Origin of the sequence: Micromonospora sp. NPDC048063, from assembly GCF_043202855.1 — a bacterium.
Classification (GTDB): domain Bacteria; phylum Actinomycetota; class Actinomycetes; order Mycobacteriales; family Micromonosporaceae; genus Micromonospora.
The window spans coordinates 679,524-704,595 of the sequence record NZ_JBIDBG010000003.1; the positions used below are offsets into that span (position 1 = coordinate 679,524).

General features: G+C 71.4%; 21 protein-coding genes. 12 read left to right on the forward strand and 9 right to left on the reverse strand.

The window, feature by feature from the left end; translation table 11 throughout:
• Positions 1–30: 30 nt before the first annotated feature.
• On the reverse strand, positions 31–1,239 hold the full coding sequence (glgA, locus tag ACGFZ2_RS11500; protein WP_393267525.1) for a glycogen synthase: 1,209 nt from the start codon (positions 1,237–1,239) through the stop codon (positions 31–33).
• Between the two features lie 71 nt (positions 1,240–1,310).
• Between glgA and glgC the strand changes: the two genes are divergently transcribed.
• The 3 genes from glgC to ACGFZ2_RS11515 all read left to right on the forward strand — a co-directional run bounded on the left by glgC (position 1,311) and on the right by ACGFZ2_RS11515 (position 4,805).
• Positions 1,311–2,543, forward strand: coding sequence for a glucose-1-phosphate adenylyltransferase (gene glgC / locus ACGFZ2_RS11505; RefSeq protein WP_350706479.1), 1,233 nt, complete (start codon positions 1,311–1,313; stop codon positions 2,541–2,543).
• Entirely contained in the window at positions 2,540–4,186 is a 1,647-nt protein-coding gene (gene pgm / locus ACGFZ2_RS11510; protein ID WP_393452470.1) for a phosphoglucomutase (alpha-D-glucose-1,6-bisphosphate-dependent), read from the forward strand. The genes glgC and pgm overlap by 4 nt, the downstream gene beginning before the upstream one ends.
• 109 nt (positions 4,187–4,295) lie before the next feature.
• On the forward strand, positions 4,296–4,805 hold the full coding sequence (locus ACGFZ2_RS11515; RefSeq protein WP_393452473.1) for a DapH/DapD/GlmU-related protein: 510 nt from the start codon (positions 4,296–4,298) through the stop codon (positions 4,803–4,805).
• A 17-nt stretch (positions 4,806–4,822) separates the two neighbouring features.
• On the opposite strand, the gene ACGFZ2_RS11520 is transcribed toward ACGFZ2_RS11515, so the two are convergent.
• On the reverse strand, positions 4,823–5,752 hold the full coding sequence (locus ACGFZ2_RS11520; protein WP_393452476.1) for an NAD(+)/NADH kinase: 930 nt from the start codon (positions 5,750–5,752) through the stop codon (positions 4,823–4,825).
• A gap of 182 nt (positions 5,753–5,934) precedes the next feature.
• Between ACGFZ2_RS11520 and ACGFZ2_RS11525 the strand changes: the two genes are divergently transcribed.
• From ACGFZ2_RS11525 to ACGFZ2_RS11540, 4 genes are read left to right on the forward strand one after another with little or no spacing between them, the layout of a single operon-like run.
• Complete coding sequence (locus ACGFZ2_RS11525) at positions 5,935–6,879, forward strand: NAD-dependent epimerase/dehydratase family protein (RefSeq protein ID WP_393267516.1); 945 nt, start codon at positions 5,935–5,937, stop codon at positions 6,877–6,879.
• Between the two features lie 8 nt (positions 6,880–6,887).
• Complete coding sequence (locus tag ACGFZ2_RS11530; protein ID WP_393267513.1) at positions 6,888–8,312, forward strand: lipopolysaccharide biosynthesis protein; 1,425 nt, start codon at positions 6,888–6,890, stop codon at positions 8,310–8,312.
• Positions 8,299–9,651 (forward strand): glycosyltransferase, encoded by a 1,353-nt coding sequence (locus tag ACGFZ2_RS11535; protein ID WP_393267510.1) that lies wholly within the window; start codon positions 8,299–8,301, stop codon positions 9,649–9,651. The genes ACGFZ2_RS11530 and ACGFZ2_RS11535 overlap by 14 nt, the downstream gene beginning before the upstream one ends.
• The gene (locus ACGFZ2_RS11540; protein ID WP_393452479.1) at positions 9,644–10,846 is read left to right on the forward strand and encodes a glycosyltransferase; all 1,203 of its coding nucleotides are present in this window, start codon (positions 9,644–9,646) and stop codon (positions 10,844–10,846) included. The genes ACGFZ2_RS11535 and ACGFZ2_RS11540 overlap by 8 nt, the downstream gene beginning before the upstream one ends.
• Before the next feature lie 102 nt (positions 10,847–10,948).
• On the opposite strand, the gene ACGFZ2_RS11545 is transcribed toward ACGFZ2_RS11540, so the two are convergent.
• Together ACGFZ2_RS11545 and ACGFZ2_RS11550 are read right to left on the reverse strand one after the other, a co-directional pair.
• Complete coding sequence (locus ACGFZ2_RS11545) at positions 10,949–12,295, reverse strand: O-antigen ligase family protein (protein WP_393452482.1); 1,347 nt, start codon at positions 12,293–12,295, stop codon at positions 10,949–10,951.
• A gap of 4 nt (positions 12,296–12,299) precedes the next feature.
• Entirely contained in the window at positions 12,300–13,643 is a 1,344-nt protein-coding gene (locus ACGFZ2_RS11550; protein ID WP_393452484.1) for a glycosyltransferase family 4 protein, read from the reverse strand.
• A gap of 330 nt (positions 13,644–13,973) precedes the next feature.
• Here ACGFZ2_RS11550 and ACGFZ2_RS11555 point away from each other — a divergent pair, with 330 nt between their 5' ends.
• Genes ACGFZ2_RS11555 through wecB form a run of 4 tightly spaced genes read left to right on the forward strand, consistent with a single transcriptional unit; the run spans position 13,974 to position 18,491 of the window.
• Positions 13,974–15,014, forward strand: coding sequence for a polysaccharide biosynthesis protein (locus ACGFZ2_RS11555; protein WP_393452487.1), 1,041 nt, complete (start codon positions 13,974–13,976; stop codon positions 15,012–15,014).
• Positions 15,008–16,135 (forward strand): capsular biosynthesis protein, encoded by a 1,128-nt coding sequence (locus ACGFZ2_RS11560; RefSeq protein ID WP_393452490.1) that lies wholly within the window; start codon positions 15,008–15,010, stop codon positions 16,133–16,135. The genes ACGFZ2_RS11555 and ACGFZ2_RS11560 overlap by 7 nt, the downstream gene beginning before the upstream one ends.
• Positions 16,132–17,370 (forward strand): glycosyltransferase family 4 protein, encoded by a 1,239-nt coding sequence (locus ACGFZ2_RS11565; RefSeq protein WP_393452493.1) that lies wholly within the window; start codon positions 16,132–16,134, stop codon positions 17,368–17,370. The genes ACGFZ2_RS11560 and ACGFZ2_RS11565 overlap by 4 nt, the downstream gene beginning before the upstream one ends.
• Entirely contained in the window at positions 17,367–18,491 is a 1,125-nt protein-coding gene (wecB, locus tag ACGFZ2_RS11570) for a non-hydrolyzing UDP-N-acetylglucosamine 2-epimerase (RefSeq protein WP_393452495.1), read from the forward strand. Before ACGFZ2_RS11565 ends, wecB begins: the two co-directional genes overlap by 4 nt.
• Before the next feature lie 139 nt (positions 18,492–18,630).
• Here wecB and ACGFZ2_RS11575 read toward each other — a convergent pair whose 3' ends face one another.
• The 4 genes from ACGFZ2_RS11575 to ACGFZ2_RS11590 all read right to left on the reverse strand — a co-directional run bounded on the left by ACGFZ2_RS11575 (position 18,631) and on the right by ACGFZ2_RS11590 (position 23,143).
• A complete protein-coding gene (locus tag ACGFZ2_RS11575; protein WP_393452498.1) occupies positions 18,631–20,502 on the reverse strand; it encodes a polysaccharide biosynthesis protein in 1,872 nt (623 codons plus the stop codon).
• 147 nt (positions 20,503–20,649) lie between these two features.
• Complete coding sequence (locus ACGFZ2_RS11580) at positions 20,650–21,294, reverse strand: acetyltransferase (protein ID WP_393267484.1); 645 nt, start codon at positions 21,292–21,294, stop codon at positions 20,650–20,652.
• On the reverse strand, positions 21,291–22,439 hold the full coding sequence (locus ACGFZ2_RS11585; RefSeq protein WP_393452501.1) for a DegT/DnrJ/EryC1/StrS family aminotransferase: 1,149 nt from the start codon (positions 22,437–22,439) through the stop codon (positions 21,291–21,293). Before ACGFZ2_RS11585 ends, ACGFZ2_RS11580 begins: the two co-directional genes overlap by 4 nt.
• Complete coding sequence (locus ACGFZ2_RS11590) at positions 22,436–23,143, reverse strand: sugar transferase (RefSeq protein WP_393452504.1); 708 nt, start codon at positions 23,141–23,143, stop codon at positions 22,436–22,438. The genes ACGFZ2_RS11585 and ACGFZ2_RS11590 overlap by 4 nt, the downstream gene beginning before the upstream one ends.
• Before the next feature lie 217 nt (positions 23,144–23,360).
• Here ACGFZ2_RS11590 and ACGFZ2_RS11595 point away from each other — a divergent pair, with 217 nt between their 5' ends.
• Entirely contained in the window at positions 23,361–24,320 is a 960-nt protein-coding gene (locus tag ACGFZ2_RS11595; protein WP_393267475.1) for a DUF389 domain-containing protein, read from the forward strand.
• Positions 24,321–24,327: 7 nt separating this feature from the next.
• Here ACGFZ2_RS11595 and ACGFZ2_RS11600 read toward each other — a convergent pair whose 3' ends face one another.
• Positions 24,328–24,762 carry a hypothetical protein gene (locus ACGFZ2_RS11600; RefSeq protein ID WP_393452507.1) on the reverse strand — a complete coding sequence of 145 codons (435 nt, stop codon included), beginning with the start codon at positions 24,760–24,762 and terminating at the stop codon, positions 24,328–24,330.
• Between the last annotated feature and the right edge of the window lie 310 nt (positions 24,763–25,072).

Here is a 25,072-nt window from a genome sequence, read left to right on the forward strand (position 1 = left end):
CTACTGCGCGAGATCGATTCCCGCGCGGCGTCAGCCGGCGGCGCCCACCGACCGGTACACCTCCAGCGTCCGCCGCGCCACGGCGTCCCAGGAGAACTGCTCGACGGCCCGGCGCCGGCCGGCGAGCCCGAACTCCGTGGCGCGCCCCGGGTCGGCCAGCGCCTCGTTGACCCTGGCCGCGAGGTCGGCGACGAACCGGTCCGGGTCCAGCGGCCGGCCGGAGCCGTCGGCGGCCTGCTCGATCGGCACCAGCAGCCCGGTCCCGCCGTCGACGACCACCTCCGGGATACCGCCGGTCGCGGTGGCCACCACCGCCGTCTCGCAGGCCATCGCCTCCAGGTTCACGATGCCCATCGGCTCGTAGACCGACGGGCAGACGAAGACCGTGGCGTGCGTGAGCACCTGGATCACCTCGTGCTTGGGCAGCATCTCGGCCACCCAGACGACGCCTGAGCGGCCCGCCCGCAGCTCGGCCACCAGGCCCTCCACCTCGGCGGCGATCTCCGGGGTGTCCGGCGCTCCGGCCAGCAGCACCAGCTGGGCGTCGGCGGGCAGGTCGCGCGCCGCGCGCAGCAGGTAGGGCAGCCCCTTCTGCCGGGTGATCCGCCCGACGTACACCACGCTCGGGCGGGCCGGGTCGATGCCGAGCCGGTCCACCACGTCGGTGCCGTGGTCCGGGGAGTACTCGTCGGTGTCGATGCCGTTGTAGACCACCCGGACCCGGTCCGGGTCCACCGCCGGGTAGGCGGTCAGCACGTCGCGCCGCATCCCCTCGCTGACCGCGATGACCGCGTCGGCGGCTTCGAAGGCCGTGCGCTCGCACCAGGACGAGAGCGCGTAGCCGCCGCCGAGCTGCTCGGCCTTCCACGGCCGCAGCGGCTCCAGGCTGTGCGCGGTCACCACGTGCGGCACGCCGTGCAGCAGCTTCGCGGTGTGCCCGGCCAGGTTGGCGTACCAGGTGTGGCTGTGCACCACGTCGGTGCCGGCGCACGCCGCCGCCATCTCCAGATCCACGCCCATCGTCCGCAGCGCGGCGTTCGCGCCGCCCAGGCCCGCCGGTTCGGCGTACGCGGTGACGCCCGGCTCGGTGCGCGGCGCGCCGAAGCAGTGCACCCGCACGTCGGCGAGCCGGCGCAGCTCACGGGCCAGGTACTCCACGTGCACCCCGGCGCCGCCATACACCTCGGGCGGGTACTCCCGGGTCAACAGGTCGACGCGAAGCTGTGCGGAGTCCGTCATTCCCGGCACCCTAGTGCAGAAGTGTGCCCGTACGAGTGGTGAAGTCCCCGGCGGATGGTTAGCGTCGGAACATGGCTGCCAAGGTGCTCGCGATCGTCCTGGCCGGCGGAGAGGGCAAGCGCCTGATGCCGCTCACCACGGACCGGGCCAAGCCGGCCGTCCCGTTCGGCGGGATGTACCGCATGGTCGACTTCGTCCTCTCCAACCTGGCGAACGCCGGCTATCTGAAGATCGTCGTGCTGACCCAGTACAAGTCGCACTCGCTGGACCGGCACATCACCAAGACGTGGCGGATGTCGACGCTGCTCGGCAACTACGTCACCCCCGTGCCGGCGCAGCAGCGGCGCGGCCCGTGGTGGTTCGCCGGCTCCGCCGACGCGATCTACCAGAGCTTCAACCTGATCAACGACGAGCAGCCGGACCACGTGATCGTCTTCGGCGCCGACCACATCTACCGGATGGACCCGCGGCAGATGGTGGAGGACCACATCGCCTCCGGCGCCGGGGTCACCGTGGCCGGCATCCGGCAGCCGCTGTCGACGGCCGACCAGTTCGGCGTGATCGAGGTCGGCGAGGACGGCCGGCGGATCCGGGCGTTCCGCGAGAAGCCCACCGACGCGGTCGGCCTGCCCGACGCCCCCGACCAGATCTACGCCTCGATGGGCAACTACGTGTTCAGCACGAAGGCGCTGTGCGAGGCGGTCGAGCGCGACGCGGAGGACAAGACCAGCAAGCACGACATGGGCGGCAGCATCATCCCGATGCTGGTCGAGCGGGGCGAGGCCAACGTCTACGACTTCCGCGACAACGAGGTGCCGGGCAGCACCGACCGGGACCGCGGCTACTGGCGCGACGTGGGGACGCTCGACTCCTTCTACGACGCCCACATGGATCTGATCAACGTGCACCCGGTGTTCAACCTCTACAACTTCGAGTGGCCGATCTACACCGAGCAGCCGCCGTACCCGCCGGCGAAGTTCGTGCACCAGTGGGGCGAGCGGGTCGGCCGGGCGGTCGGCTCGATGGTCTCGCCCGGCGCGGTGATCTCCGGCTCGCTCGTGGAGAACTCGGTCGTGTCGCCGAAGGTGAAGGTGCACTCCTGGGCCCACGTGGACGGCGCGGTGCTGATGGAGGGGGTGGACATCGGCCGGCACGCGGTGGTCCGCCGGGCCATCCTCGACAAGAACGTGGTCGTGCCCGAGGGGGCCGAGATCGGCGTCGACCTGGAGAAGGACCGGCAGCGCTATACCGTCTCCGACAACGGCATCGTGGTGATCGGCAAGGGACAGAAGGTGGAACCGTGAGCAGTCATCCCCGGGCCGGCAAGCCCGCCCAGCCCGCCGACCTGGTCGACGTGCCGCGGCTGGTGACCGCCTACTACGCCGAGCACCCCGACTCGCAGGACCCGGCGCAGCAGGTCTCCTTCGGCACGTCCGGGCACCGCGGGTCGAGCCTGCGCAACGCGTTCAACTCCGACCACATCCTCGCGGTCACCCAGGCGCTCTGCGACTACCGGCGGGAGCGGGGCCTGGACGGCCCGCTGTTCGTCGGCCGCGACACCCACGCCCTCTCCGCCCCGGCCGCGGTGGACGCGCTGGAGGTGCTCGCCGCCAACGAGGTCACCGTGCTGCTGGACAGCCGGGACGGCTACACGCCCACCCCGGCGGTGTCGCACGCCATCCTCACCCACAACCGGGGGCGCACCAGCGGGCTGGCCGACGGCATCGTGATCACCCCGTCGCACAACCCGCCCGACGACGGCGGCTTCAAGTACAACCCCACCCACGGCGGGCCGGCGGACACCGACGTCACGAAGTGGATCCAGGACCGGGCCAACGCCATCCTGGCCGACGGGCTGAAGGAGGTCCGCCGGATCCCCTACGCGCGGGCCCGCGCCGCCGACACCACCGGGTCGTACGACTTCCTCGCCGGCTACGTCGACGACCTGCCGGCGGCGATCGACGTCGACGCGATCCGCGACGCCGGGGTGCGCATCGGCGCGGACCCGCTCGGCGGGGCGAGCGTCGCCTACTGGGGCGAGATCGCCGAGCGGCACCGGCTGGATCTGACCGTGGTCAACCCGACCGTCGACCCCACCTGGCGGTTCATGACCCTCGACGGCGACGGCAAGATCCGGATGGACTGCTCGTCGCCGAACGCGATGGCCTCGCTGATCGCGGCCCGCGCCGACTACCAGGTCTCCACCGGCAACGACGCCGACGCCGACCGGCACGGCATCGTCACCCCCGACGGCGGCCTGATGAACCCCAACCACTACCTCGCGGTGGCGATCGCCCACCTGTTCCGCACCCGGACGAACTGGGGCCCGGCCGCCGCGGTCGGCAAGACCCTGGTCTCCTCCTCGATGATCGACCGGGTCGCCGCCGACCTGGGCCGCCCGCTGCTGGAGGTGCCGGTCGGCTTCAAGTGGTTCGTCCCCGGGCTGCTCGACGGCGCGGTCGGCTTCGGCGGCGAGGAGAGCGCCGGCGCGTCATTCCTGCGCCGCGACGGGGGCACCTGGACCACCGACAAGGACGGCATCCTGCTCTGCCTCCTCGCCGCCGAGATCATCGCCACCACCGGCCGCACGCCGAGCCAGCACTGGGCGGAGCTGGCCGAGCGCTTCGGCGCGCCCGCGTACGCCCGGATCGACGCGCCGGCGACCCGGGAGCAGAAGGCCGTGCTCGGCAAGCTCTCGCCGGAGCAGGTGACCGCCACCGAGCTGGCCGGCGAGCCGATCACCGCGACCCTCACCGCCGCACCGGGCAACGGCGCGCCGATCGGCGGGCTCAAGGTCACCACCGACTCCGGCTGGTTCGCCGCCCGGCCGTCGGGCACCGAGGACGTCTACAAGATCTACGCCGAGTCGTTCCAGGGGCCGAAGCACCTGGAACGCATCCAGCAGGAGGCGAAGGACCTGGTCTCCGAGGTCCTCGCGAAGGCCTGACCGGGCGGCTCACATCACCCAACTCCGCGCGGGTCGTTAGCTCTGGTGTTCACACCGGGCTCCGAGCCGAGGGAGAGCAGTGTCCATACCTCTTCGCACCGCTGCCCGGATGATCCGGCGCCGGTGGGTCGCCGCCCGAGATCCGCAGGCCTATGCCCGGATGATCGGCGTCAACCTCAAGGGCCGGGTGACGTTCTACGGCATGAGCCTGGGCATGTTCGGCTCCGAACCCTGGCTGATAACGCTCGGCGACAACGTCCACATCACGGCCGGCGTGCAGTTCGTCACCCATGACGGCGGGACGCTCATCCTTCGTAAGGAACATCCCGACCTGGAGTGGACCGCCCCGATCACCGTTGGCGACGACGTCTACATCGGGATGCGGTCGCTCATCCTCCCGGGGGTCGGTATCGGCGACCGGTGTGTGATTGGCGCGGGCTCCGTCGTCACCACCGACATACCCGACAACACCGTGGCGGTGGGCGTCCCAGCCCGGCCGATCCGTACCACCGACGAGTACCTCGATCGGCTCAAGGCGAAGTCCCTGCGGGTCGGTCATCTGCCGGCGCAGGCGAAGGCCGAGGCGATCAAGAAGATCTACGGCATCGTGACCGGCTGACGGATCTGACGGCGCGGTCAGCGAGGCGGGGGAAGCTCCCGGCGGTTGAGCTGCTCGCGCATCCCTTCGGGGAGCAGCTCGCGCAGCTGGTCGGGCAGCAGCGGCAGGTCCAGCAGACTGAGCTTGAGCTGATTGCGCTCCTGGTACCGGCGCGGGTCCAGGCGGACCACCAGCCCCGCCTCCCGGCGGTAGCTGACGTCGATCGCACCCTCAGTGGCCGCCTCCCGGATCACCAGGCCGTCCATCTCCACCGCCACGGGAGCGGAGTCGGGCGTCAGCTCCAGCCGGATCCGTTCCTCCGGGGACAGCACCAGCGAACGGGAGATGCCGGCCATCGGCGCCGACGGGGTGACCACCACGGCCTGGGTGGCCGGGGACACCAGCGGGCCGCCAGCGGCGTAGCTGTATGCGGTCGATCCGGTCGGAGTGCTGACCACGAGCGCGTCGCAGCGGTAGTAGCCGTACTGCTGGCCGTCCACGGCGAGGGAGGCCGTGACGAAGCCGGAGCCGGGTTGGCGGACGAGCGCGACGTCGTTGAACGCCACGGCGTCGTCCCCGCAGACATCGCAGACCAGGCAGCTGTGTGCCTCCACCGTGAAGTCGCGGTTGGCCAGCCGGTCGAGCGCCTCCGGCAGCTCGTGCGGCTCGACCTCGACCAAGAACCCGAGCCGGCCCAGGTGCACCCCGAGCACCGGTTTCGGATCGCGAACCAGCGACCGGAGCGCGCCGAGCATGGTGCCGTCCCCGCCGACGCTGATCAGCGCGCTCACGCGCGCAGCCAGTTCGGCGGCGGGAACCGCCTGCACCGTCGGCGGCACCCGGTGCTGGTCCTCGAGACGCACGGCGACGTCGGTGCGGTGCCGAGCCGCCCAGTCGGCGATGATCTCGACGATATCGGAGGCGTCCCGCGTGGGGTGGAGCACCAGCCCGAGCAGGGTGCGGTCCATGCGTACAGCTCATCACACCGGTGCGCCGGTCGGTGGGTGTACCGGGAGGTGACCGCGCCTTTCAGGAGCTGCCCGGTTGCCCAGCGTCCCCGCCGTGACCTGCGCAGACCCTGTTCGTTGTCTCCAGGAGACGGACCCGGCGCTCCGGGTCGACACGACGCGGGTAGGCGAGGAGAACATCGTTGAAGGTAGTCGTGACGGGGGGCGCTGGCTTCATCGGCGCCAATCTGCTCCATACGCTGGTCGACAACCCGCTGATGGACGAGTTGGTGGCCGTCGACGACCTCTCGACCGGGTCGCTGGACAACCTCACCGACCTGCCGGTCCGGTTGCTGCGTGGCACCGTTCTGGACGCGAAGGTGCTGGACGCAGCGCTGGCCGGCGCGGACTGCGTCGTGCACCTGGGCGCGTTGGGGTCAGTGCCGCGGTCGATCGACAATCCGCTGGCCAGTCACCATGCCAACGCGACCGGCACCCTGATGGTGTTGGAGGCGGTGCGGCGGCACGATGTTCCGCACGTCATCGTCGCCTCGTCGTCGTCCGTCTACGGCGCCAACCCCGTTCTGCCCCGGCAGGAAGCGCTCCGGCCGATGCCGGTGAGCCCGTACGCCGTGTCGAAGCTGGCGACAGAGGCCTACGCCCTCGCCCACGCCTCCTGCTACGACCAAGCGGTACTGGCGTTCCGCTTCTTCAATGTCTTCGGCCCCCGGCAGGCCGCGTACCATGCGTATGCCGCAGTGGTGCCGAGATTCGTGTCGGCGGCGCTGGTCGGCGAACCGGTGCGGATTCACGGCGATGGCCGGCAGACCCGCGACTTCACCTATGTCGGCAGCGTCACCTCGGTTATCGCGGATGCGATTGTCCGGCGGGTCTCGGCGCCCGACGTGGTGAACCTGGCCTTCGGGGAGCGGGTCTCACTACTCGACCTGGTTGCGGAACTGGAGTCCGTGCTGGGGCGCCCGCTCGACCGGGTGCACGAGCCACCGCGTTCGGGAGACGTGCGTGACTCCCAGGCCGACTCGACCCGCCTGCGTGAGCTCTTCCCTTCCCCCCGTCGGTACACCATGCGGGAAGGACTCCAGGCGACGGTCGACTGGATGTCCGACCGCGTTCTGGTCCGTCACTGAACTTGGCCATGCTCCCCACACCCCCCAGGACCCTCGACCGCGACGTCCCGACCGGCGAGCCACCGAACCCGTCCTCTGCGGACCGGGACGGCGCGGCCCGGAGTCGCCGTCTCGCCTCCGGAATCGCCACCGCCGTTCTCGGCCGGGCCATCGGGGTCGTCGTCCCGTTGCTGCTGATCCCCGTCACCCTCTCCTACCTGGGATCGGAGCGTTACGGCCTGTGGTCCGCCGTGCTGGCGCTGGCTGGCATGGCCGCCTTCGCGGACTTGGGCCTCGGCAACGGCCTGATGACGAAGCTGACCCTGTGCCACGGCACCGGCGACAGCGAAGGTGCGCGCCGCTACCTCTCCAGCGCGTACCTCCTCATCCTGGCGGTGGCGGCTGCGCTGTGTGCGTTGCTCTGGCTGACGGCTCCGGCCCTGCCGTGGTCGTCCCTGCTCGGGCTGCCGGGGAACATGAGTCCTGGAGAGGTTCGCGGCATGGTCCTGGTGGGCCTGACCGCCATCCTGCTGAACATCCCCTTGTCGCTGATAACCCGCGTCCAGTACGCCTTTCAGCAGGTGTCGGCGAGCAACATGTGGCAGGCGGCGGGCAGCGTGCTGGCCCTGCCGCTTGTGTTGCTCGCGGTGTGGTCCGGGCAGCCGCCCGTCGTGGTGGTCGGGGCGGCAGTCATCGGTCCGCTCCTGACGAACCTCGCCAACTCCGTGTGGGTGTACGGATACCGGATGCCGGAGATCCGCCCCCGGTTCAGCCTCGTGGACCGGCGTCTCGCCCGGGGCCTGCTCGGACTCAGTGGGATGTTCTTCGTGCTGACTGTCGTGATGTCGGCGGCCAACAACGCGGACACCCTGATCATCGCGCGGACACTGGGGCTGGAGCAGGTCACGGCGTACGCCGTGCCCGCCAAGGTTCTGGCGCAGGCCGGAATGCTGGTCGGGCTGGTGAACGTGCCGCTGTGGCCGGCCAACGGCGAAGCCCTCGCCCGGCGCGACCTGGCCTGGGTCTACCGGACCGTACGTCGGATGACGTTGATCTCCACGGCCGTCACGCTGGTGCCCTCGGTCGGTCTGGTGATCGTCGGCGGCCCGTTCTTCTCCGCCTGGCTCTCCGTTCCTCTGGGCGGGGACCGGTGGCTCCTCGGTGGTCTGGCGCTGTGGTGGGTGCTGCTTGCCGGCATTTCGCCCCGATTCATGGTGCAGAACGCGATGGGCCTGGTCCGACCGCAACTGCTCGGCTGGGTGGCGTATCTGGTCGTCTCCCTGGTCGGGAAGTGGTGGGCCGCGACCCGGTGGGGGATCACGGCGCTGCCGTACGTTGCCGTGGCCACCTATCTGGTCACGGTGCTGCCCGCCGCCATCTACGGCTACCGAAAGGCACTGAGAATGTCCAGCTCGCCGATGGCAGACCTGGAGGTGGCGCGTGCGGCTCGATGACGACTACCCACGAGTGCTGGTGGTGGGAGCAAAACCGTTCAGTCGATCGACGAACGAGGGGATCACCCTGTCGAACCTCTTCCAGGGATGGCCCGTCGACCGGCTCGCTCAGGTGCACACCGTCGAGGGAGTCCGCTCCGCGGACGTATGCGCGTCGTTCTACCACTTCGGGCTGCGGAACTTCCCCGTCGACCACGCGTTGCGCAGGGTGCTCGGCGCGGTCGGCGGGCCGACCGGCGCCGTCGCGGCGTCAGGCGGGACGGCAGCCGCGCGTCGAGGCAGCACCTCTCGGCTCATGACTCAGCTGCGGGCCGCGGCGGACCTGACCCCGAGCCGGTTCCCCGACGACCTGGCACCGTGGCTGCGCCGGCATCGGCCCGACCTGGTCTACTCGCTGTTGGGCAGCGTCCGTGTGAACAGGCTGGCCGTGCGGATCGCCCGTGATCTCGGGGTTCCCCTCGTACCACACTTCATGGACGACTGGCCGAGCACCAACTACGGCTCCGGTGAGTTGTTCGGGCTGGCCCGGGCGTCGCTGCTGCGCACGCTGCGCGCCGCGATGCGGATGGCGCCCCGCGGCATGTGCATCAGCCAGCCGATGGCAGATGAATACCAACGCCAGTACGGCATTCCCTTTGGCGCCTTCGCCAACTGCGTCGACGACACCGCTTTCGCGGACGGCCCGCCGGACGACACCGGGCGGCCGTCGTCCTGGCCGGTGGAGTTGGTCTACGTCGGCGGACTGCATCTGGGCCGCTGGCAGACGCTGGCGCGGATCGCCGAGGTGCTGGACCGGTCGGCCCAAGAGGAGCCGCCCGTGCTCCGGCTTACCGTGTACGCGCCGGAGCACGACCTGTCGCAGTTCAGGGAGGCGTTCGGCGGACGTCGGTCGGTGCGCCTCGACCGATGGCTGCACAGCGACGAGGTGCCCAAGGTCCTGCACACGGCGGACGTGCTCGTGCACGTCGAGTCTTTCGCGCCCGCCCACCGGCGGTACACGCGGCTTTCGCTGTCCACGAAGATCCCGCAGTACCTGGCTGCGGGGCGGCCGATCCTCGGCTTCGGGCCCGCCGAGGTCGCCTCCATGCGGCACATCGCCGACGCGCAGGCCGGTGTCGTGGTGGGGAAGGACGACCCGGAGCCGTTGTCGCGGGCCCTGCGCCAACTCAGGGACGCCGGCCTGCGCCACACCTGGGGACGTAACGGCCTGGATCACGCCCGCCGGCACCACCGCCGGGAGACGCTGAGCAGACGGTTCGCCGAGTTCCTGGGCGAGGCCAGCGGTACGGGCGCGGGCGCCGGCAAGGATCCGACCGACCGGGAGGGCCACGATGGGTGAGTCCACGGTTCGCCGGCGGGACTGGGTGGCGTACGTCGGCCCGTTCCAGTTTCCCTGGGGACAGCCCGGATCCCGGCGTGTCTTCGGCATCGCCGGCTCCCTCGCCAGCGCGGGATACCACGTGGTGGTCGCGAGCGGTGAGGAGAGCCCTCGAGTGGTCACCACGCTGGAGGGCGTTGACGGGCCTGGCTCCGTCTCGTACCTCGGGCTCGGGGAGACGACCTCGCCTGGCGGCTCGCTCCTGGCCCGGACCGTGCACTTCGCCGTGCGGCTCGGCCGGCGTACCGTGGACTGGCTGGACACCCAGCCGACGCCTCCCTCGCACGTGGTCGTCTATGGCGGCGCGGCGCAGTACATGCTTCACCTGCGCCGCTGGTGCCGGCGGCACGCGGTCCCGCTGCTGGCCGACGTGGTCGAGTGGTACGACCCCCGGCACCTGCGGGGCGGCTTCCTCGGCCCGCTGCACCTCAGTTCAGAAACGGCCATGCGGTACTTCTACCCGCGCTGCGCCGGGATCATCGCGATCAGCTCCTATCTCGAGGACTACTACCGGCAGCTCGGCACGAACGTCGTCCGGGTGCCGCCGACGCTCGACGTGCGCACCCTGCGGGTCGGCCCGGCGGTCCCTCGGAAGCGGGTCGACCTGTCCCTGGTCTACTCCGGTACGCCAGGCCGAAAGGACCTGCTGGGCACGATGGTCCGCGCGGTCGACCGGCTCGAGCGAAGGGGCGCGGCGATCGAACTGCGGGTCTACGGCCCTACCGTGACGCAGGTCCGGGACCTGGCGGGCCTCGGCCGCCTCCCGCAGGGAGTCGACGTACGGGGTCGGCTGGCCCAGCAGGAGGTACCGCTGGCCCTACGGGACGCCGACTTCAGCGTGATTCTGCGTCGACCCGAGCGGTTCGCGCAGGCTGGGTTCCCCACCAAGTTCTGTGAGAGCCTCGCCAACGGCACACCGGTGATCGCCAACCTGACCAGTGATCTTGGCACCTATCTGCGTCACGGCGTCGAGGGCCTGGTGTGCGACGGCTGGTCGGAAGCGGAACTGGCCACTGCGCTACACGCCGCGCTGGAGCTGACCCGGACGCAGCGGGAGGCCATGCGAGAAGCCGCCCGGGTGCAGGCGCTGGATTCGTTCGACTACCGAGCCTACGCTCCTCGGCTCGCCACTCTCCTGGAGTCGGCCCGCCCCTGACGGCGGAAGTGGTCACCAAACCGCGCGGGCAGCCGATGTCGCGGGTCGTCCGCCCGGCTCCGAGCCGGCCAGGTCTCCGTCAGTGGCGCGTCGGAGAACGATTCACGCTTGGCGGGCGGTGCCTGCCGCGAACTGTCCCCGAGCCGTCGGAGACCGATGCCGCCCGGGTTTCCGCCCGGTTCTATTTGTCGCGATCGCCACGGAGGAGAGCAGCGCGAGCACCAGCCACGAGCCCTGCGCGTACTCCCAGTGGCCGCTCATCCAGATCGGCAGCAGGCTCATCGCGAAGAGGCCGGCCGCTATCCTGCCGACGTGTCCGGCTTGTCGGGCGGCTGCGGCGAGGGCTGTGGCGACGGCTGAGCCGTAGAGGAGAACACCGACCAGACCGAGGTCGGTGCCTACGGCGAGAAGCAGATTGTGCGGGCCGATCTGAAACGGGTTGACCATGCGGAAGACTCCGGGGCCGAGCCCCGTGAAGGGTTGCTCCATCCACGCCGATACGCCGAGCGGCCACACCTCGAGTCTGCCGGACAGGTCACCGGTCTCGCGGCCGAAGAGGGTGTCGAGCCGTTGCGCGATTGCGCTGAATCTGCTGGCGGCCGTGAACGGAACCAGGAGGATCAGCACGGGAACGCAAACGCGTGCCACCGCCCACGCCAGCGGCGAGCTGATCGCTGTCAGGGCGAGGAACGACGCGCCCAGGATGAGCCCGAGCGTGGCGCCTTTGGATCCCGTCAGCAGAACGCCGTACACGAATGCCAGGAGGGCTCCGACAAGCGTTGCTCGTATGACGTGCGACCGCAGACCGACCCGAAGAAGGACGACTGCGAGCACTGCCCCCGTCACGAACGTGTACGAGGTGTAGTTGATGTTGATGCCGTCCACGCCGTAGCGGATGTTGTAGTCGAGGAGCGCATCGCGGTGGTCGGCGTTGCTGCGGGCGCCGAGGATCAACGTGACAGATGTGGCGGCGCAACCGGCCAGGTGGGCGAAGGCCACGGTAAGGAGGTGGGTCCTGTTGGTAACGACGTGTCGGGCTGCGATGAAGACCAGGCACGCGGAGGCGTACAGGTAGGCGAGCCACCAGGTGATCGAGGGGTCGACCGTGCCGAGCATCGTGCTGGCAAGGGCCCACACGGCGGTGAGACCTGCCAGGACATCGGCGAGGTGGAGGCGCGGCAGACGGCAACTGACCAGGATTGCGATCACTGCGGCTGCGCCACCGTAGGTGGCGGCCAGCTTCGGCGACCAGGCGGCAACGAAGGCCACCGCACAGATCAACACCAGTCCCGGGAGTTCTCTGGCGGGAAACAGCCCGTTCGGTCGTCGCCCGGTGCCGGCGCCGTTTTCGCGTCGCTGAGAAGCGTGATGCGGAAAGGGGGAAGGGAAGGTTCGTCGTTGGTCCTCCGTCACAAGGGCAGTGGGACCGAACGTCGGAGGAATCGTCATCAGACTACTTCCCCTTCGAGGTGGACACCGTCGACGCGCCGCGACGCGAGGTCTCGCGGGTGCGGCGCTGGTCCGACGAGCCGTGACCGTTGGCGGTGGTGTCGCGCAGGGATCGGTAGAAGACGTCGCGCCGTCGCCTGAGAGCCTCCTCGGAGAAGTCGCGGGCGCGAGTGAGGTTGCGGGCAGAAGCCTGGGCTCGCCGTGCTGGTTCGTTGAGCAGACGCCCTATCGCATCCGCCAAGGCGACGTGGTCGTCCGGAGCAACGATGTCCTGACTCGCGAGCAGCTCGGGGATGCCTCCCACCGAGGATCCGACGGCGGGTAGACCCCGAGCCATCGCCTCGACCAATGCCTTGGGAAGCCCCTCGGTGCGCGACGGCATCGCGAACAGGTCGGCTTGGTCGAGGTATCGCCGGACCTGCGCTCCCGCGGGAACGGATCCGACGAACTCGATCCGGTGACGCACGCCGAGCTGAGTGGCCAGTTGCTCCAACCGGGCCTGTTGCCGGCCCGTTCCCAGATGGACGCACCGCACCGGCAATCCGGCCGCGACGAGTCGAGCAAGAGCCATTATCAGGGTGTCGATGCCCTTGTAGAGCATCTCCAACGAGCCGACCGAGACGACGACGTACTCATCGCGTTGCACGAGCTGAGGAGGCTCGGTCACGAAGGCGTCCGGTGGCAACTCCACGCTCGAGTACGCCGCGGTCACGGCGTTCTTCCCGGCCGGATACCGTCGTTGCAGGTACCGCTCCGTTACGTAGGAGACTCCGACCGCGGTGCGGCACTGGTGCCGCAACAACGTCGTGTGACGCCACCTCAACCACGGCCGGAGGGGATGGCTGACGACGCCCGGTGCGTAGACCGTGTACGGGTCCGCCATGACCTCGACGGCATAGGGCAGACCCGAGCGCTCCCGCGCCGCAGCCAGGAGCGAGCCCAGTACCGTGGGCGCACGCAGTATGAGGACCGCATGCGGGTCGTCGGCGTCGCGCAGTGCGCGAACGACTGCCGCTCGACGGCGGACGTACTGCCAGGGCCCGAGGTAGTGAGGTATCGGCCGCACGAGCACGCGGTGCCCGTCCACTCGATGTGAGTCCGGCGGCATGGAGGGCACCTCCGCCACGCGCGCGAGCACCACCACCTCGGCGAATGCGGAAAGGTAGCGGGTGAAGAAGCCGTACCCCGGCCCTTCTCGCGTCCAGATCGCGCCATCCGGCGTCCGGGCGAACCGTGCTTCGACGGCGATCAGAGCTTTCATGTCGAGTCGTCCACCCGGCTCGTACGGCTCGTCCAAGGGCGGGAAGCCCGCCTTTGTCGGTGCTGGCTCGGGACTGCTGTCGAGCATGGTGCTCCTATGTCTGGCGAGGCTGTCGGGGTGCGGCGACGTGCACCGATGGGGCGCCAACAGAGACCACAAATGCGTGGGAAAGACGCTGTCTGAGTCCTACCAGGTTCTGTAGTGCCGATTGGGACTTTCACGAATTTCGTACTGTCACTGTCTCGCATGGCCGGGGAGCGAGGGCTGCGGCAACCTTCTTGGGCTTGACGGTGCTTCTTTGAGTGTTTTGGGCGTTTCTGCGGCTGCCTGGACTCGTTGCCCGTGGTGTGGCCGGCGGGCCGGCTGACCTGCCGCACCGGCAACAAGATCTGCTACGAGCCAGACGGGGAGCAACCAGTGACGTATTCGACCACCGGCCGCCGGGTCCTCATCACCGGCGGCACGGGTTCCTTCGGCAAGACGATGGTGCGCCGGCTCCTCGACCGCGGCGTCGGCGAGGTCCGGGTGCTCAGCCGCGACGAGGCCAAACAGGACGACATGCGCCGGCTGCTCAGCGACGACCGGGTCCGCTACCACGTCGGGGACGTGCGCGACTACGACTCGGTCCTGCGGGCCAGTCGAGGCATCGACTACATCTTCCACGCGGCGGCCCTGAAGCAGGTCCCGTCGTGCGAGTTCTTCCCGCTGGAGGCGGTGCGGACCAACGTCCTGGGCAGCGCCAACGTCGTCGAGGCGGCGGAGCGCAACGGGGTGGGGTCGGTGGTCGTGCTGAGCACCGACAAGGCCGTCTACCCGGTCAATGCGATGGGCATGAGCAAGGCCCTGATGGAGAAGGTGGCGCAGGCGCACGCCCGGAACAACCCGAACAGCGCCACCACGGTCTCGTGCGTCCGGTACGGCAACGTCATGTACTCGCGTGGGTCGGTCATCCCGCTCTTCATCGAGCAGATCAAGGCGGGCCGGGCACCCACGGTGACAGACCCGGGAATGACCCGGTTCCTGATGTCGCTGGCCGACTCGGTGGAGCTCGTCGAGCACGCCTTCCAGCACGCCCGGCCCGGCGACATCTTCATCCGCAAGGCCGCCGCCTGCACCATCGGCGACCTGGCGGAGGCGGTCTGCGAGCTGTTCGACGTGCCCGCCAAGCTCGACGTGATCGGCGTACGGCACGGCGAGAAGCAGGACGAGACGCTGGCGAGCCGGGAGGAACTCGCCCAGGCCGACGACTTCGGCGACTTCCTCCGGGTGCCGCTGGACGCCCGCGACCTGAACTACGCGCTCTACGTGGACGAGGGCGAGCTGGGTGCGGGGCCGACGGAGGACTTCAACTCGGCGAACGCGCCGCGGATGGGCGTACCGGAAATCATCGAGCTGCTGAAGACGCTGCCCGAGGTGCGCGCGGAGCTGGCCCTGCGGGACCCGGTGCTGGCATGCTGAGGCTCGCGGTCACCGGAGCCGGCGGCTTCCTGGGCTGGCACGTACGGGTGCTGCTGCGCGTCCTCGGCTGGCCGGAGCCGGTCGTCGTCACCCGGGCAGAACTGGCCGACCCGCAGCGGGTCGCGGCGAAGGTCGGCGGGGTCGACCGGGTGCTGCACCTGGCCGGGGTCAACCGGGGCGAGCCGGCGGACGTGTCCGCCGGCAACGTGCAGCTCGCGGCCCAGCTCGCGCAGGGTCTCAAGCACTGCCCGACGCCGCCCGGGACGGTGGTCTTCGCCAACTCGGTGCAGGCCGGCAACGGCACGCCCTACGGCGACGCGAAGGCTGCCGCCGCCGGCATCCTGGCCGACACGGGCCTGCCGGTCGACGACGTCCTGCTGCCGAACCTGTACGGGGAACACGGGCGGCCGTTCTACAACTCCGCGGTCGCGACCTTCTGTCGGCTGCTCGCCGAGGGCGGCCGGCCGGAGGTGCACGCCGACCGGGAGCTGAGCCTGGTCCACGTCACCGACGCGGCGGCCCGGCTCGTCGGCGTTCCGGCCGGGGGATCGTGGGATCCGGCCATGCCGGCGCTGCGGATCGGCGTGCGGGCCCTCGCCGACCGGCTCGCCGACGTCGCCGCCACCTACCGGACGGGGGAGATCCCGGCTCTGCTGGACCGGCACGACGTCCGGCTGTTCAACACGTACCGGTCGCACTGCTTCCCCGCGCACTATCCGCTGGCGCTGCCGCGCCGGGCGGACACCCGGGGCGAGCTGGTCGAGACGGTCAAGGCGCACGGTGGAGGCGGCCAGACCTTCTGCTCCACGACCCGTCCCGGCATCACCCGGGGCGAGCACTTCCACCTGGCCAAGATGGAGCGGTTCGTCGTGCTGCACGGCACGGCCGAGATCAGCCTGCGCAGGGTCGGCGACACCGAGGTGGTGCGGTTTCCCGTCTCCGGCGACGAGCCGGTGCTGGTGGACATGCCCACCATGTGGGTGCACAAGCTGGTCAACACCGGATCGGACGAGCTGGTCACCATGTTCTGGACGAACGAGGTGTTCGACCCGGGCCGGCCGGACACCTGGCCCGAGCCGGTGGAGGGTCCCCGGGCGGAACAGCCGGTGGTCGACGCGTGAGGATCGGCCTGGTCAGCCAGTGGTACCCGCCGGAAGGGGTGTTCATCCCCGGCAACCTGGCGCGCCAGCTGGCGGAGCGGGGCCACGAGGTGCGGGTGCTCACCACCTTTCCGAGCTACCCGCACGGCCACATCTTCCCGGGCTGGCGGCAACGCTGGCGGCACACCGAGGCTGACGGCCCGGTCACCGTCCGGCGGGTCCCCGCCTACCCCAGCCACGACACGTCCGCCGCCCGGCGCGCGCTGAGCCACCTCTCCTTCGGGGCCAGCAGCGCGCTGGGCGGCGTCCGTTGGTTGGCCGGCGCCGACGTCACCTACGTCTACCATCCGCCGCCCACCTCGTTCGCCGCGGCGGCGATCGCCCGCGTGGCCCGGCGTACGCCGATCGTGCTCCACGTGCAGGACCTGTGGCCGGAGTCCGTGCTCGGGTCGGGCATGGCGCCGACCGGCCGGGCCGGCCGGACATTGCAGCGGGGGATCGCCGCGCTGATGCGCGCGACGTACCGCATGGCCAGCGCCGTCGTGGTGATCTCGCCGGCGATGGCCGATCTGGTGGTGGCCCGTGGCGCGGACCCGGCCCGGGTCCGGGTGGTGTGGAACTGGACCGACGACGCGCTGTTCCGGCCGGTGCCGGCCACCGACGCGGCCCGCGCGGCGCTCGGCCACCGTGGACGCTGCACGGTGATGTTCGCCGGCAACATCGGCCTGTTGCAGGGCATCGAGACCGCGATCCGGGCGGCGGCCGCTGCCCGCGACCGGATCGACCTGGTGCTGGTCGGCTCCGGCGCGGACGAGGACGCCGCCCGACGGCTCGCCGCAGACCTCGGTGCCGACAACGTCCGCTTCGTCGGCCGGCGCCCGGCCGAGCAGATGGCCGAGCTGTACGCCGCCGCGGACTGGCAGCTCGTCTGCCTGCGCGACCTGCCCGCGTTGCGCGGCAGCATCCCGTCGAAGCTGCAGGCCGCCCTGGCCTGCGGCGCCCCGGTGATCGCCTCCGTGGGCGGCGACGCCGCGGCCCTGGTCCGCTCGACCGGCGTCGGGCTGGTCTCCCCGCCGGGGGACTGGCAGGCGCTCGCCGCGCGGTTCTCCGTCGCGGCGGCCGAGTCCGCGGCGGCGCGGGCGGAGCTGGGTCTGCGGGCCCGGCGCGTCTATCAGGAGCGCATGTCGCTGCGGGTGGGCGTGGACCAGTTCGAGGACATCATGAGCAAGCTGGCAGCAGAGAGAGGACGGGCATGACCCGGATCATGACGGTGGTCGGCACCCGACCCGAGATCATCCGGTTGTCCCGGGTGATCGCCCGGCTCGACGACACGGTGGAGCACCTGCTGGTGCACACGGGGCAGAACTGGGACAGCACGCTCTCCGACGTCTTCTTCAAGGAGCTGCGGCTGCGCGAGCCGGACCGGTTCCTGCGGGTGGACACCTCGTCGCTCGGTCGCGTGCTGGGCGGCGTGCTGGTCGGCATGGAGGCGGCCATCACCGAGACGCGGCCGGACGCGCTGCTCGTGCTCGGCGACACCAACAGCTGCATCGCCGCACTGATGGCCCGGCGGATGCGGGTGCCGGTCTACCACATGGAGGCCGGCAACCGCTGCTTCGACCTGAACGTCCCGGAGGAGACGAACCGGCGGCTGGTCGACCACGTCGCCGACTTCAACCTGGTCTACACCGAGCACGCCCGGCGCAACCTGCTGGCCGAGGGGCTGCACCCGCGCCGGATCCTGCACACCGGCTCGCCCATGCGGGAGGTGCTGGAGCACTACCGGCCGGACATCGGCGCGTCGGCGGTCCTGCGGCAGCTCGACCTCGCGCCCGGCCGGTACTTCGTGGTCAGCGCGCACCGCGAGGAGAACGTCGACCAGCCGGCCCGCCTCCAGCGTCTGCTCGACTGCCTCCGGGCGGTCCGTGACCGGTGGGGGTATCCGGTGCTGGTCTCCACGCACCCGCGCACCCGCAAGCGGTTGGAGGCGTTGGCGCCGGACGCGACCGCCCTGGAGGGGATCGCGTTCCACGAGCCGTTCGGCCTCTTCGACTACGTGCACCTCCAGACCAGGGCCTACTGCACGCTCTCCGACAGCGGCACGATCAGCGAGGAGGCCGCGATCCTCGGTTTCCCCGCCGTGACGCTGCGCGAGTCGATCGAGCGTCCCGAGGCGTTGGACGCCGGCGGGATCATCATGACCGGGCTCGACCCGCAGGGCGTGGTCGAGGCGGTCGAGGTGACCGTGGACCAGGTCGCCGCCCAGGGGGTGCCGTGCCCGGTCGACTACCGGGTCCCGGACACCTCCCGTCGGGTGGTCGACTTCATCCTCTCCACCGTTCGGCGGCACCACGACTGGGCGGGCATCCGCCGCTGAGGTACGACAGGGCCGGCGACCGGAACTCCGGTCGCCGGCCTTCTCGTGCCCCGTGCCGACAGGACCCGCCGCGCTGGCGCGTAGACCTGGACGGGTGGACGCCGCCGACCCGGCGGGTCGGCGGCGTCCACGGGAGACTTCAGCGCGACAACGGAACCTGCACCGGGGCGGCGTGGACAGGTCCGGTCGGGTGGGCACAGAGCTGGGCGAGCTGGGCGACGACCTTCTCGGGGTGGTCGTACGGGTCGAGGCCGCTGACCTCCATCGGGTCCAGCGCGGGCACCGCCACGTGCGAGACCAGCGGGTGCAGGGGCCGGGTGTCGACCTCCCCGGCACCGAAGAGGTCCTCGTGCAGCTTCTCGCCGGGCCGCAGCCCCGTGTAGACGATCGGCATGCTGCTGTCCGCCTGCTCGGCCATCTGCCGCGCCAGGTCGGCGATGCGGACCGGCTCGCCCATGTCCAGTACCAGCGCCTCCCCGTCCCGGCCGATCTCGGCGGCCTGCAACACCAGGTGCACTGCCTCCTGCACCGTCATCAGGTAGCGGGTCACCTCGGGGTGCGTGACGGTGAGCGGTCGGCCCAGCTCGATCTGCCGTTGGAACGCCGTCACCACCGAACCGCGGCTGCTCAACACGTTGCCGAAGCGGACGCTGAGGAAGGTGCCGGAGAAGCGGGAGGCGGCGTGCGCGGTCAGCCGTTCGGTGATCCGCTTCGAGTAGCCGAGGACGCTGATCGGGTCGGCCGCCTTGTCGGTGGAGATGTTGACGAACCGGGCGACGTCGCGGCAGGCGTCGAGCACGGAGAGCGTGCCCCAGACGTTCGTCTTCACCGCCTCGCCGGGGTGCCGCTGGAGCAGCGTGAGGTGCTTCAGCGCGGCGGCGTGGAAGATGACCTCCGGCCGGCGCTCGCGGATGATCCGTCGGATCCCCTCGTCGTCCCGAAGGTCGGCGAGGATCAGCTCGGGGCCGTCCAGCAGGGCCCGGCCGGCCAGTGACATCTGGAGGGCGTGCAGGGCCGACTCGTCGCGGTCGAGCATCATCAGCTCGCCCGGGTCCGCCTTCATCACCTGCCGGCACAGCTCCGAGCCGATGGAGCCGCCGGCGCCGGTGACCAGGATCCGTCGGCCGGTGAGCCCGCTGGTGCTCATCGCCATGTCGGCCACCACCTGCCGGCGTCCGAGCAGGTCGCCGATCTGCACGTCGCGGACGTCGGTGACGGTGATCCGGTGGTCGACGAGGTCCCGGACGGGGGGCAGCACCTTGAACGCCGCCCCGGTCCGCAGCGTGGCCTCCCGGATCTGCCGGATCAGCGCGGCGTCGGCGTTCGCGACGGAGAAGATCACGGTCGTCGCACCGGTACGCCGGACGGCCTCCGCGACATCCCGCCGGCCGCCGAGCACGCGTACTCCGCCGATGCGCAGGTCCCGCTTGTCGGGGTCGTCGTCGAGGGCGCCCACGGGCCGGTACCGCCCGCGCGGGTCGCTGAGCATGGCCCGCAGCAGTCCCTGCCCGGCGTCGCCGAGCCCGAACAGCAGCACCGGGTTCGAGGACCGGACGTCCGGCCGCATGGCGAGGTCCCGGCGATGCCGGTAGGTGAACCGGGCGGCGAGCATGAACAGCAGCGCCAGGGCGCCCCCGACCAGCGGGGCGCTCGCCGGCACCGGCCGCACGCCGGCCGGGAGCAGCCCGACCAGCAGGATCGCGGCGGTGGTGGCCGCGGTGCCGGCGACCCCCTGCACCTCCTGGAGGCTGCCCAGCGGGTGGCGTCCGGAGTAGATCCGGCGCACCGCCGCGACGGCCACGTGCACGACGGCGGCGAGGGCGCCGCAGGCGACGGCGCGCGCGAGCTGGTCGGGCGTCAGGTCGAACTCGTAACGGAACCAGACCGCGGCGACGAACCCGCAGACCCAGGCGGTGCTGTCGGTGGCGAGAAATCCGATGGTCCGGCGGCGCGCCCTGGACCGGTGTGACCCCTGCTCGCTGAGTCGGGTCGTCTCTGTCTCCGGCGGCATATGTGCTCCCTGTCCGTCTCCGACCGCTTCCGCCGCAGGGCGGAAAGAGCTTTGGGCTCATTTACTTGATACATGCCCGAAAGCGATGTTTGAGAGTTTTCAGGCTTAGTGACCGAATTTTGCCCGAGGGGTCGAGACCGTGTCGGTTCAACGGGCGGGTACGCCCTTGACGACCACGCCGTCCGGCACGTCCCGGACGACGCAGGCGCCAGCTCCGACGGTGCTGTGCCGGCCCACCCGCAGGCCCTGCAAAACGGCTGCGGTCGTGCCGACGAGCACCCCCTCCGCCAGGTGGCAGTCGCCGGAGACGGCGGCGAGTGGGTTGACCGACACGAAGTCGGCGAGGGTGCAGTCGTGGCCGACGGTGGCGTTCTGGTTGAGGTGTACGTGCCGGCCGACGGTGACGTTCGTGGTGACGCGGGCCCCGGCGAAGGCGACGAAACCGGGACCGTGCACGGTGTCCGGCCCGATCGTCGCCGCCGGGTGCACGAGGCTCGCCGCCGGCACGCCGTACGCGTCGACGCGCCCCGCCACGGCCCGCCGGACGCGCGGGTCGCCGATGCCGATGACGTGGTGCGTTTCCGGGGGTGCGTCGCGCAGCCAGGCGACTCCGCCGAGGTAGGGGACGTCGAGCCGCTGCACCCGCTTCAGGTTCTCCTCGGACGGGCGGTCGTCGACGAACCCGAGGAGGTGCCAGCGCCGCCGGCCGGCTGCGGCGTCCGTGGCCCGGGCGATCGTCAGGACCTCCCGGCCGTGGCCACCGCAGCCGACGACCACCAGGGGAGTCGTCACGCCGTCGACGCCCCCGCCCGCACCGTCAGGAACTCGTCCACGGCGGCGAGGACGCGACCGATCTGCGCCTCGTCCAGGACACTGCCGCTCGGCAGGGCCAGCCCGTCGGCGAACAACCGCTCCGCCGCGCCGGTGACGAGACGCTCGGCGTCGGCGTACGCCGGTTGCAGGTGCATCGGTTTCCAGACCGGTCGGGTCTCGATGTCCCGCAGGGCCAGGTGGGCCGCCAGGTCGGCGGCCCGCCACCCGGACCGCTCCGGATCGACCACGATCGTCGTCAGCCAGCAGTTGGAGCCCGCGTCCTCCACGCCGACCAGGCGTACGCCGGGGACCGGGGCGAAGAGCTTGGCGTACCGGTCGCGGAGCTGCCGGCGCCGGGCGATCATCCCGTCCAGCCGGACGAGTTGGGCGCGGCCGAGCGCGGCGAGCAGGTTGCTCAGCCGGTAGTTGTAGCCCGTCTCGCGGTGCTCGTAGTGCGGCGTCGGTTCGCGGGCCTGGGTGGCGAGGTGACGGGCCCGGGCCAGCAGGGCCGTGTCGTCGGAGACGAGCATGCCGCCGCCCGACGTGGTCATGATCTTGTTGCCGTTGAAGGAGAGGATGCCCGCCCGGCCGAAGGAGCCGGCGGGCCGGCCGCGATGGGTGGCGCCGAGGGCCTCGGCGGCGTCCTCGACGATCGGGACGCCCGCCGCGTCGCAGACCGGCAGCAGCGCGGTGTAGTCGACGCAACTGCCGAAGAGGTCCACCGGGACGACCGCCCCGACACGCTGGCCCCGGAAGGTCAGGTTTCGGATCAGCTCGGCGACGAGGGTGACGTCGACGTTGCCGGTGTGCGGGTCGCAGTCGACGAAGACCGGTCGGGCACCGGCGTACCGGACCGCGTTCGCGGTCGCCACGAACGTCAGCGTCGGCACGATGACGGCATCCCCGGGCCCGACTCCCACCCCGAGCAGCGCCAGGTGCAGCGCGGCCGTGCCGGAACTCACGGCCACGGCCCCGCGGGTGCCCACCCGCGCGGCGACCTCGCACTCGAACGCGTCGAGGTCCGGCCCGACGGGCGCGACCCAGCCGGACCGCAGGGCCGCGACGACGTACGACTCCTCCAGCGGCCCGACGTCGGGCGGGGACAGGTGGATGGTCCGGCTCATCGGCCACCTCCGGCGGGAACGGTCAGGTTGGCCTCCCGGACCGGCACGGCGGGAACGGGCGAGGGCGTGCCGAGGAACTCGGGCGCGGTGGCCGAGCCCGCCGCGGAGATCCCCTCGCGGCGCAGCACGGTGCGGACGGTCGCGGCGAGGATCGACAGGTCCAGCCGCAGGCTGCGATGGTCGACGTACCAGACGTCAAGATCCAGCTTCTTCTCCCAGCCCAGGCTGTTGCGTCCCCGTATCTGGGCCAGCCCGGTGACGCCCGGCCTGACCTCGTGCCGGCGGGCCTGGGTGGGGGAGTAGCGCGGCAGGTACTGGGTGAGCAGGGGACGGGGGCCGACCAGGCTCATGTCGCCGCGCAGCACGTTCCACAGCGTCGGCAGCTCGTCCAGGCTGGTGGAGCGCAGGAACCGTCCCAGCGGCGTCAGCCGGTCCCCGTCGCGCACCCGTCCCCGCCGCGGATCGGGCGGGAGCATGGTGCGGAACTTGACCAGCTCGAACACCCGGCCGTGCCGGCCGGCGCGCGGCTGCCGGAACAGCACCGGCCGGCCGAGCCCCGCGGCCACCAGCGCCGCCACCACGAGGACGAGCGGCGCGGTCAGCACCAGCAGCACCACGGCTGCCGCCAGGTCGATGGCCCGCTTGAGGCCCTCCGGTCGGGCCCGCTCCGCCAGATCCCCCGGCGCGTTCACGGAACCATGCACGGTGTCGACCTCCCAGCCAATCGAGTCATCATGGAACAGACAGGTTGTATCAGGCATGAAAGCGTCAAGAGGGCGGAATCGCGACACCAGGTCCTGATCCCGACAGGTCAACCGCCCAACCGTCCGTCAGGACTCGGCCGGCTACCAAGACGTGACCTTCCATCCGGCCCGACCGGCAGTAGAGTGCTCGACCGTCGACAGGGCGAGGGGGAGGGCCGTGCTGCACCTGAGGGTGATCGCTCCACCGGACCAGTCCGCCGCGGTGGCCGAGCTGCTGGCCGCCGACCCCGGGGTGACCCATCTCGCCGTGCTCGCCGGCGCCGCCCGCCAGCCCGAGGGCGACCTCATCCTCTGCGACGTGGTCCGGGAGAGCGCCGACGGCGTGCTGCGCGACCTGCGGCAGCTCGGCGTGGAGGCACGCGGGGCCATCGCGGCCGACGACGTGGAGCTGGCCATCTCCGCGGCGGCGGACCGGGCGGCCCGGACGGCGCCCGGCAGCGGCGCGGACGCGGTGGTCTGGGACGAGATCGCCGCCAAGACCGGCGAGCAGACGGAACTGTCCGCCACCTACCTCGTGCTGATCACCGTCGCCACCATGCTCGCCGGCATCGGCGTCCTGCTCGACCAGCCGATCCTCATCGTCGGCGCGATGGTCGTCGGCCCCGAGTTCGGCCCCCTGGCCGCGCTCTGCGTGGCGCTGCTGCGTCGCAGGCCACCGGCCATCGCCCGGTCGGTGCAGGCGCTGGTGGTCGGTTTCCTCGTCGCCATGGTGGTCACCGTGCTCAGCACCTGGGCGCTGACCGCCGCCGGGCTGGTCGACCGCGGGATGCTGTTGGCCGATCGCCCGCTCACGGACTTCATCTGGCGGCCGGACGCGCTCTCCTGGGTGGTCGGCCTGCTCGCCGGTGTGGCCGGCATGCTCTCGCTGACCTCGAAGAAGTCCGGCAGCCTGGTCGGGGTGCTGATCTCGGTGACCACGGTGCCGGCCGCCGCGAACGTGGCTGTCGCCGCCGCGTACGGCGTCTGGCCCGAGGCGGCCGGCTCGGGCCTCCAGTTGGTGATCAACCTCTGCGCGATCGTGCTCGCCGGCCTGGTCACGCTGGTGGTGCAGCAGTCATGGTGGTGGTACCTGGCCCGGCGCGGCCCCGGGCACGGGCCCGACCGGGCCCGTCGCTGACCCCCCGTCAGGGCCCCTCGTCACCGCCGTCCAGCCGGCGGGTGAGCAGCGTTCGCAGCGGGATGGACTCGCCGTCCCGGCCACCCGCGCCGACGATCAGCGGCGGCGGGCTGGGCTGCGGCTCGGCCCCGAGCAGTCGGGCGCGCAGGCTGCCCGACACGGTCAGCAGGTGGAAGCGCCCGTCCACGTCGACCGCCCGGGTCCGGGCCCGGTCGACGTACCAGCCGCGCAGCCGCGTCCGGTAGCGGCCGCGACCGTCGTAGGCCCGGGCCGTGAGCCGTTCCGTGGGCAGCCCGCGCCGGATCGCCTCGGCGACGAACCAGGCCACGAGCTCCGCCGCCTCCGCCTGCTCGGCCGCCCGGCGCCGCTCGTCGGCCGCCGCGTGCGCCCGCACCGCCCGTCGCTGCTGCTCCCGCCACTCCAGGCCGTCACCCTCGTCCACGACCGCGACGGTACGCCGCGCCGCCCGCCCCCGGTACCTGTGGCTCCCGCGCCACCCGCCCCGCTACCCGCGCCACCCGCCCCGCTATCCGTGGCGCCCGCCCCGCTATCCGTGGCGCCCGCCCCGCTATCCGTGGCGCCCGCCCCGCTATCCGTGGCGCCCGCCTCGCTATCCGTGGCGCCCGCCTCGCTATCCGTGGCGCCCGCCCCGCTATCCGTGGCGCCCGCCCCGCTATCCGTGGCGCCCGCCCCGCTATCCGTGGCGCCCGCCCCGCTATCCGTGGCGCCCGCCGCCGAGTCGTGGTGCGGGG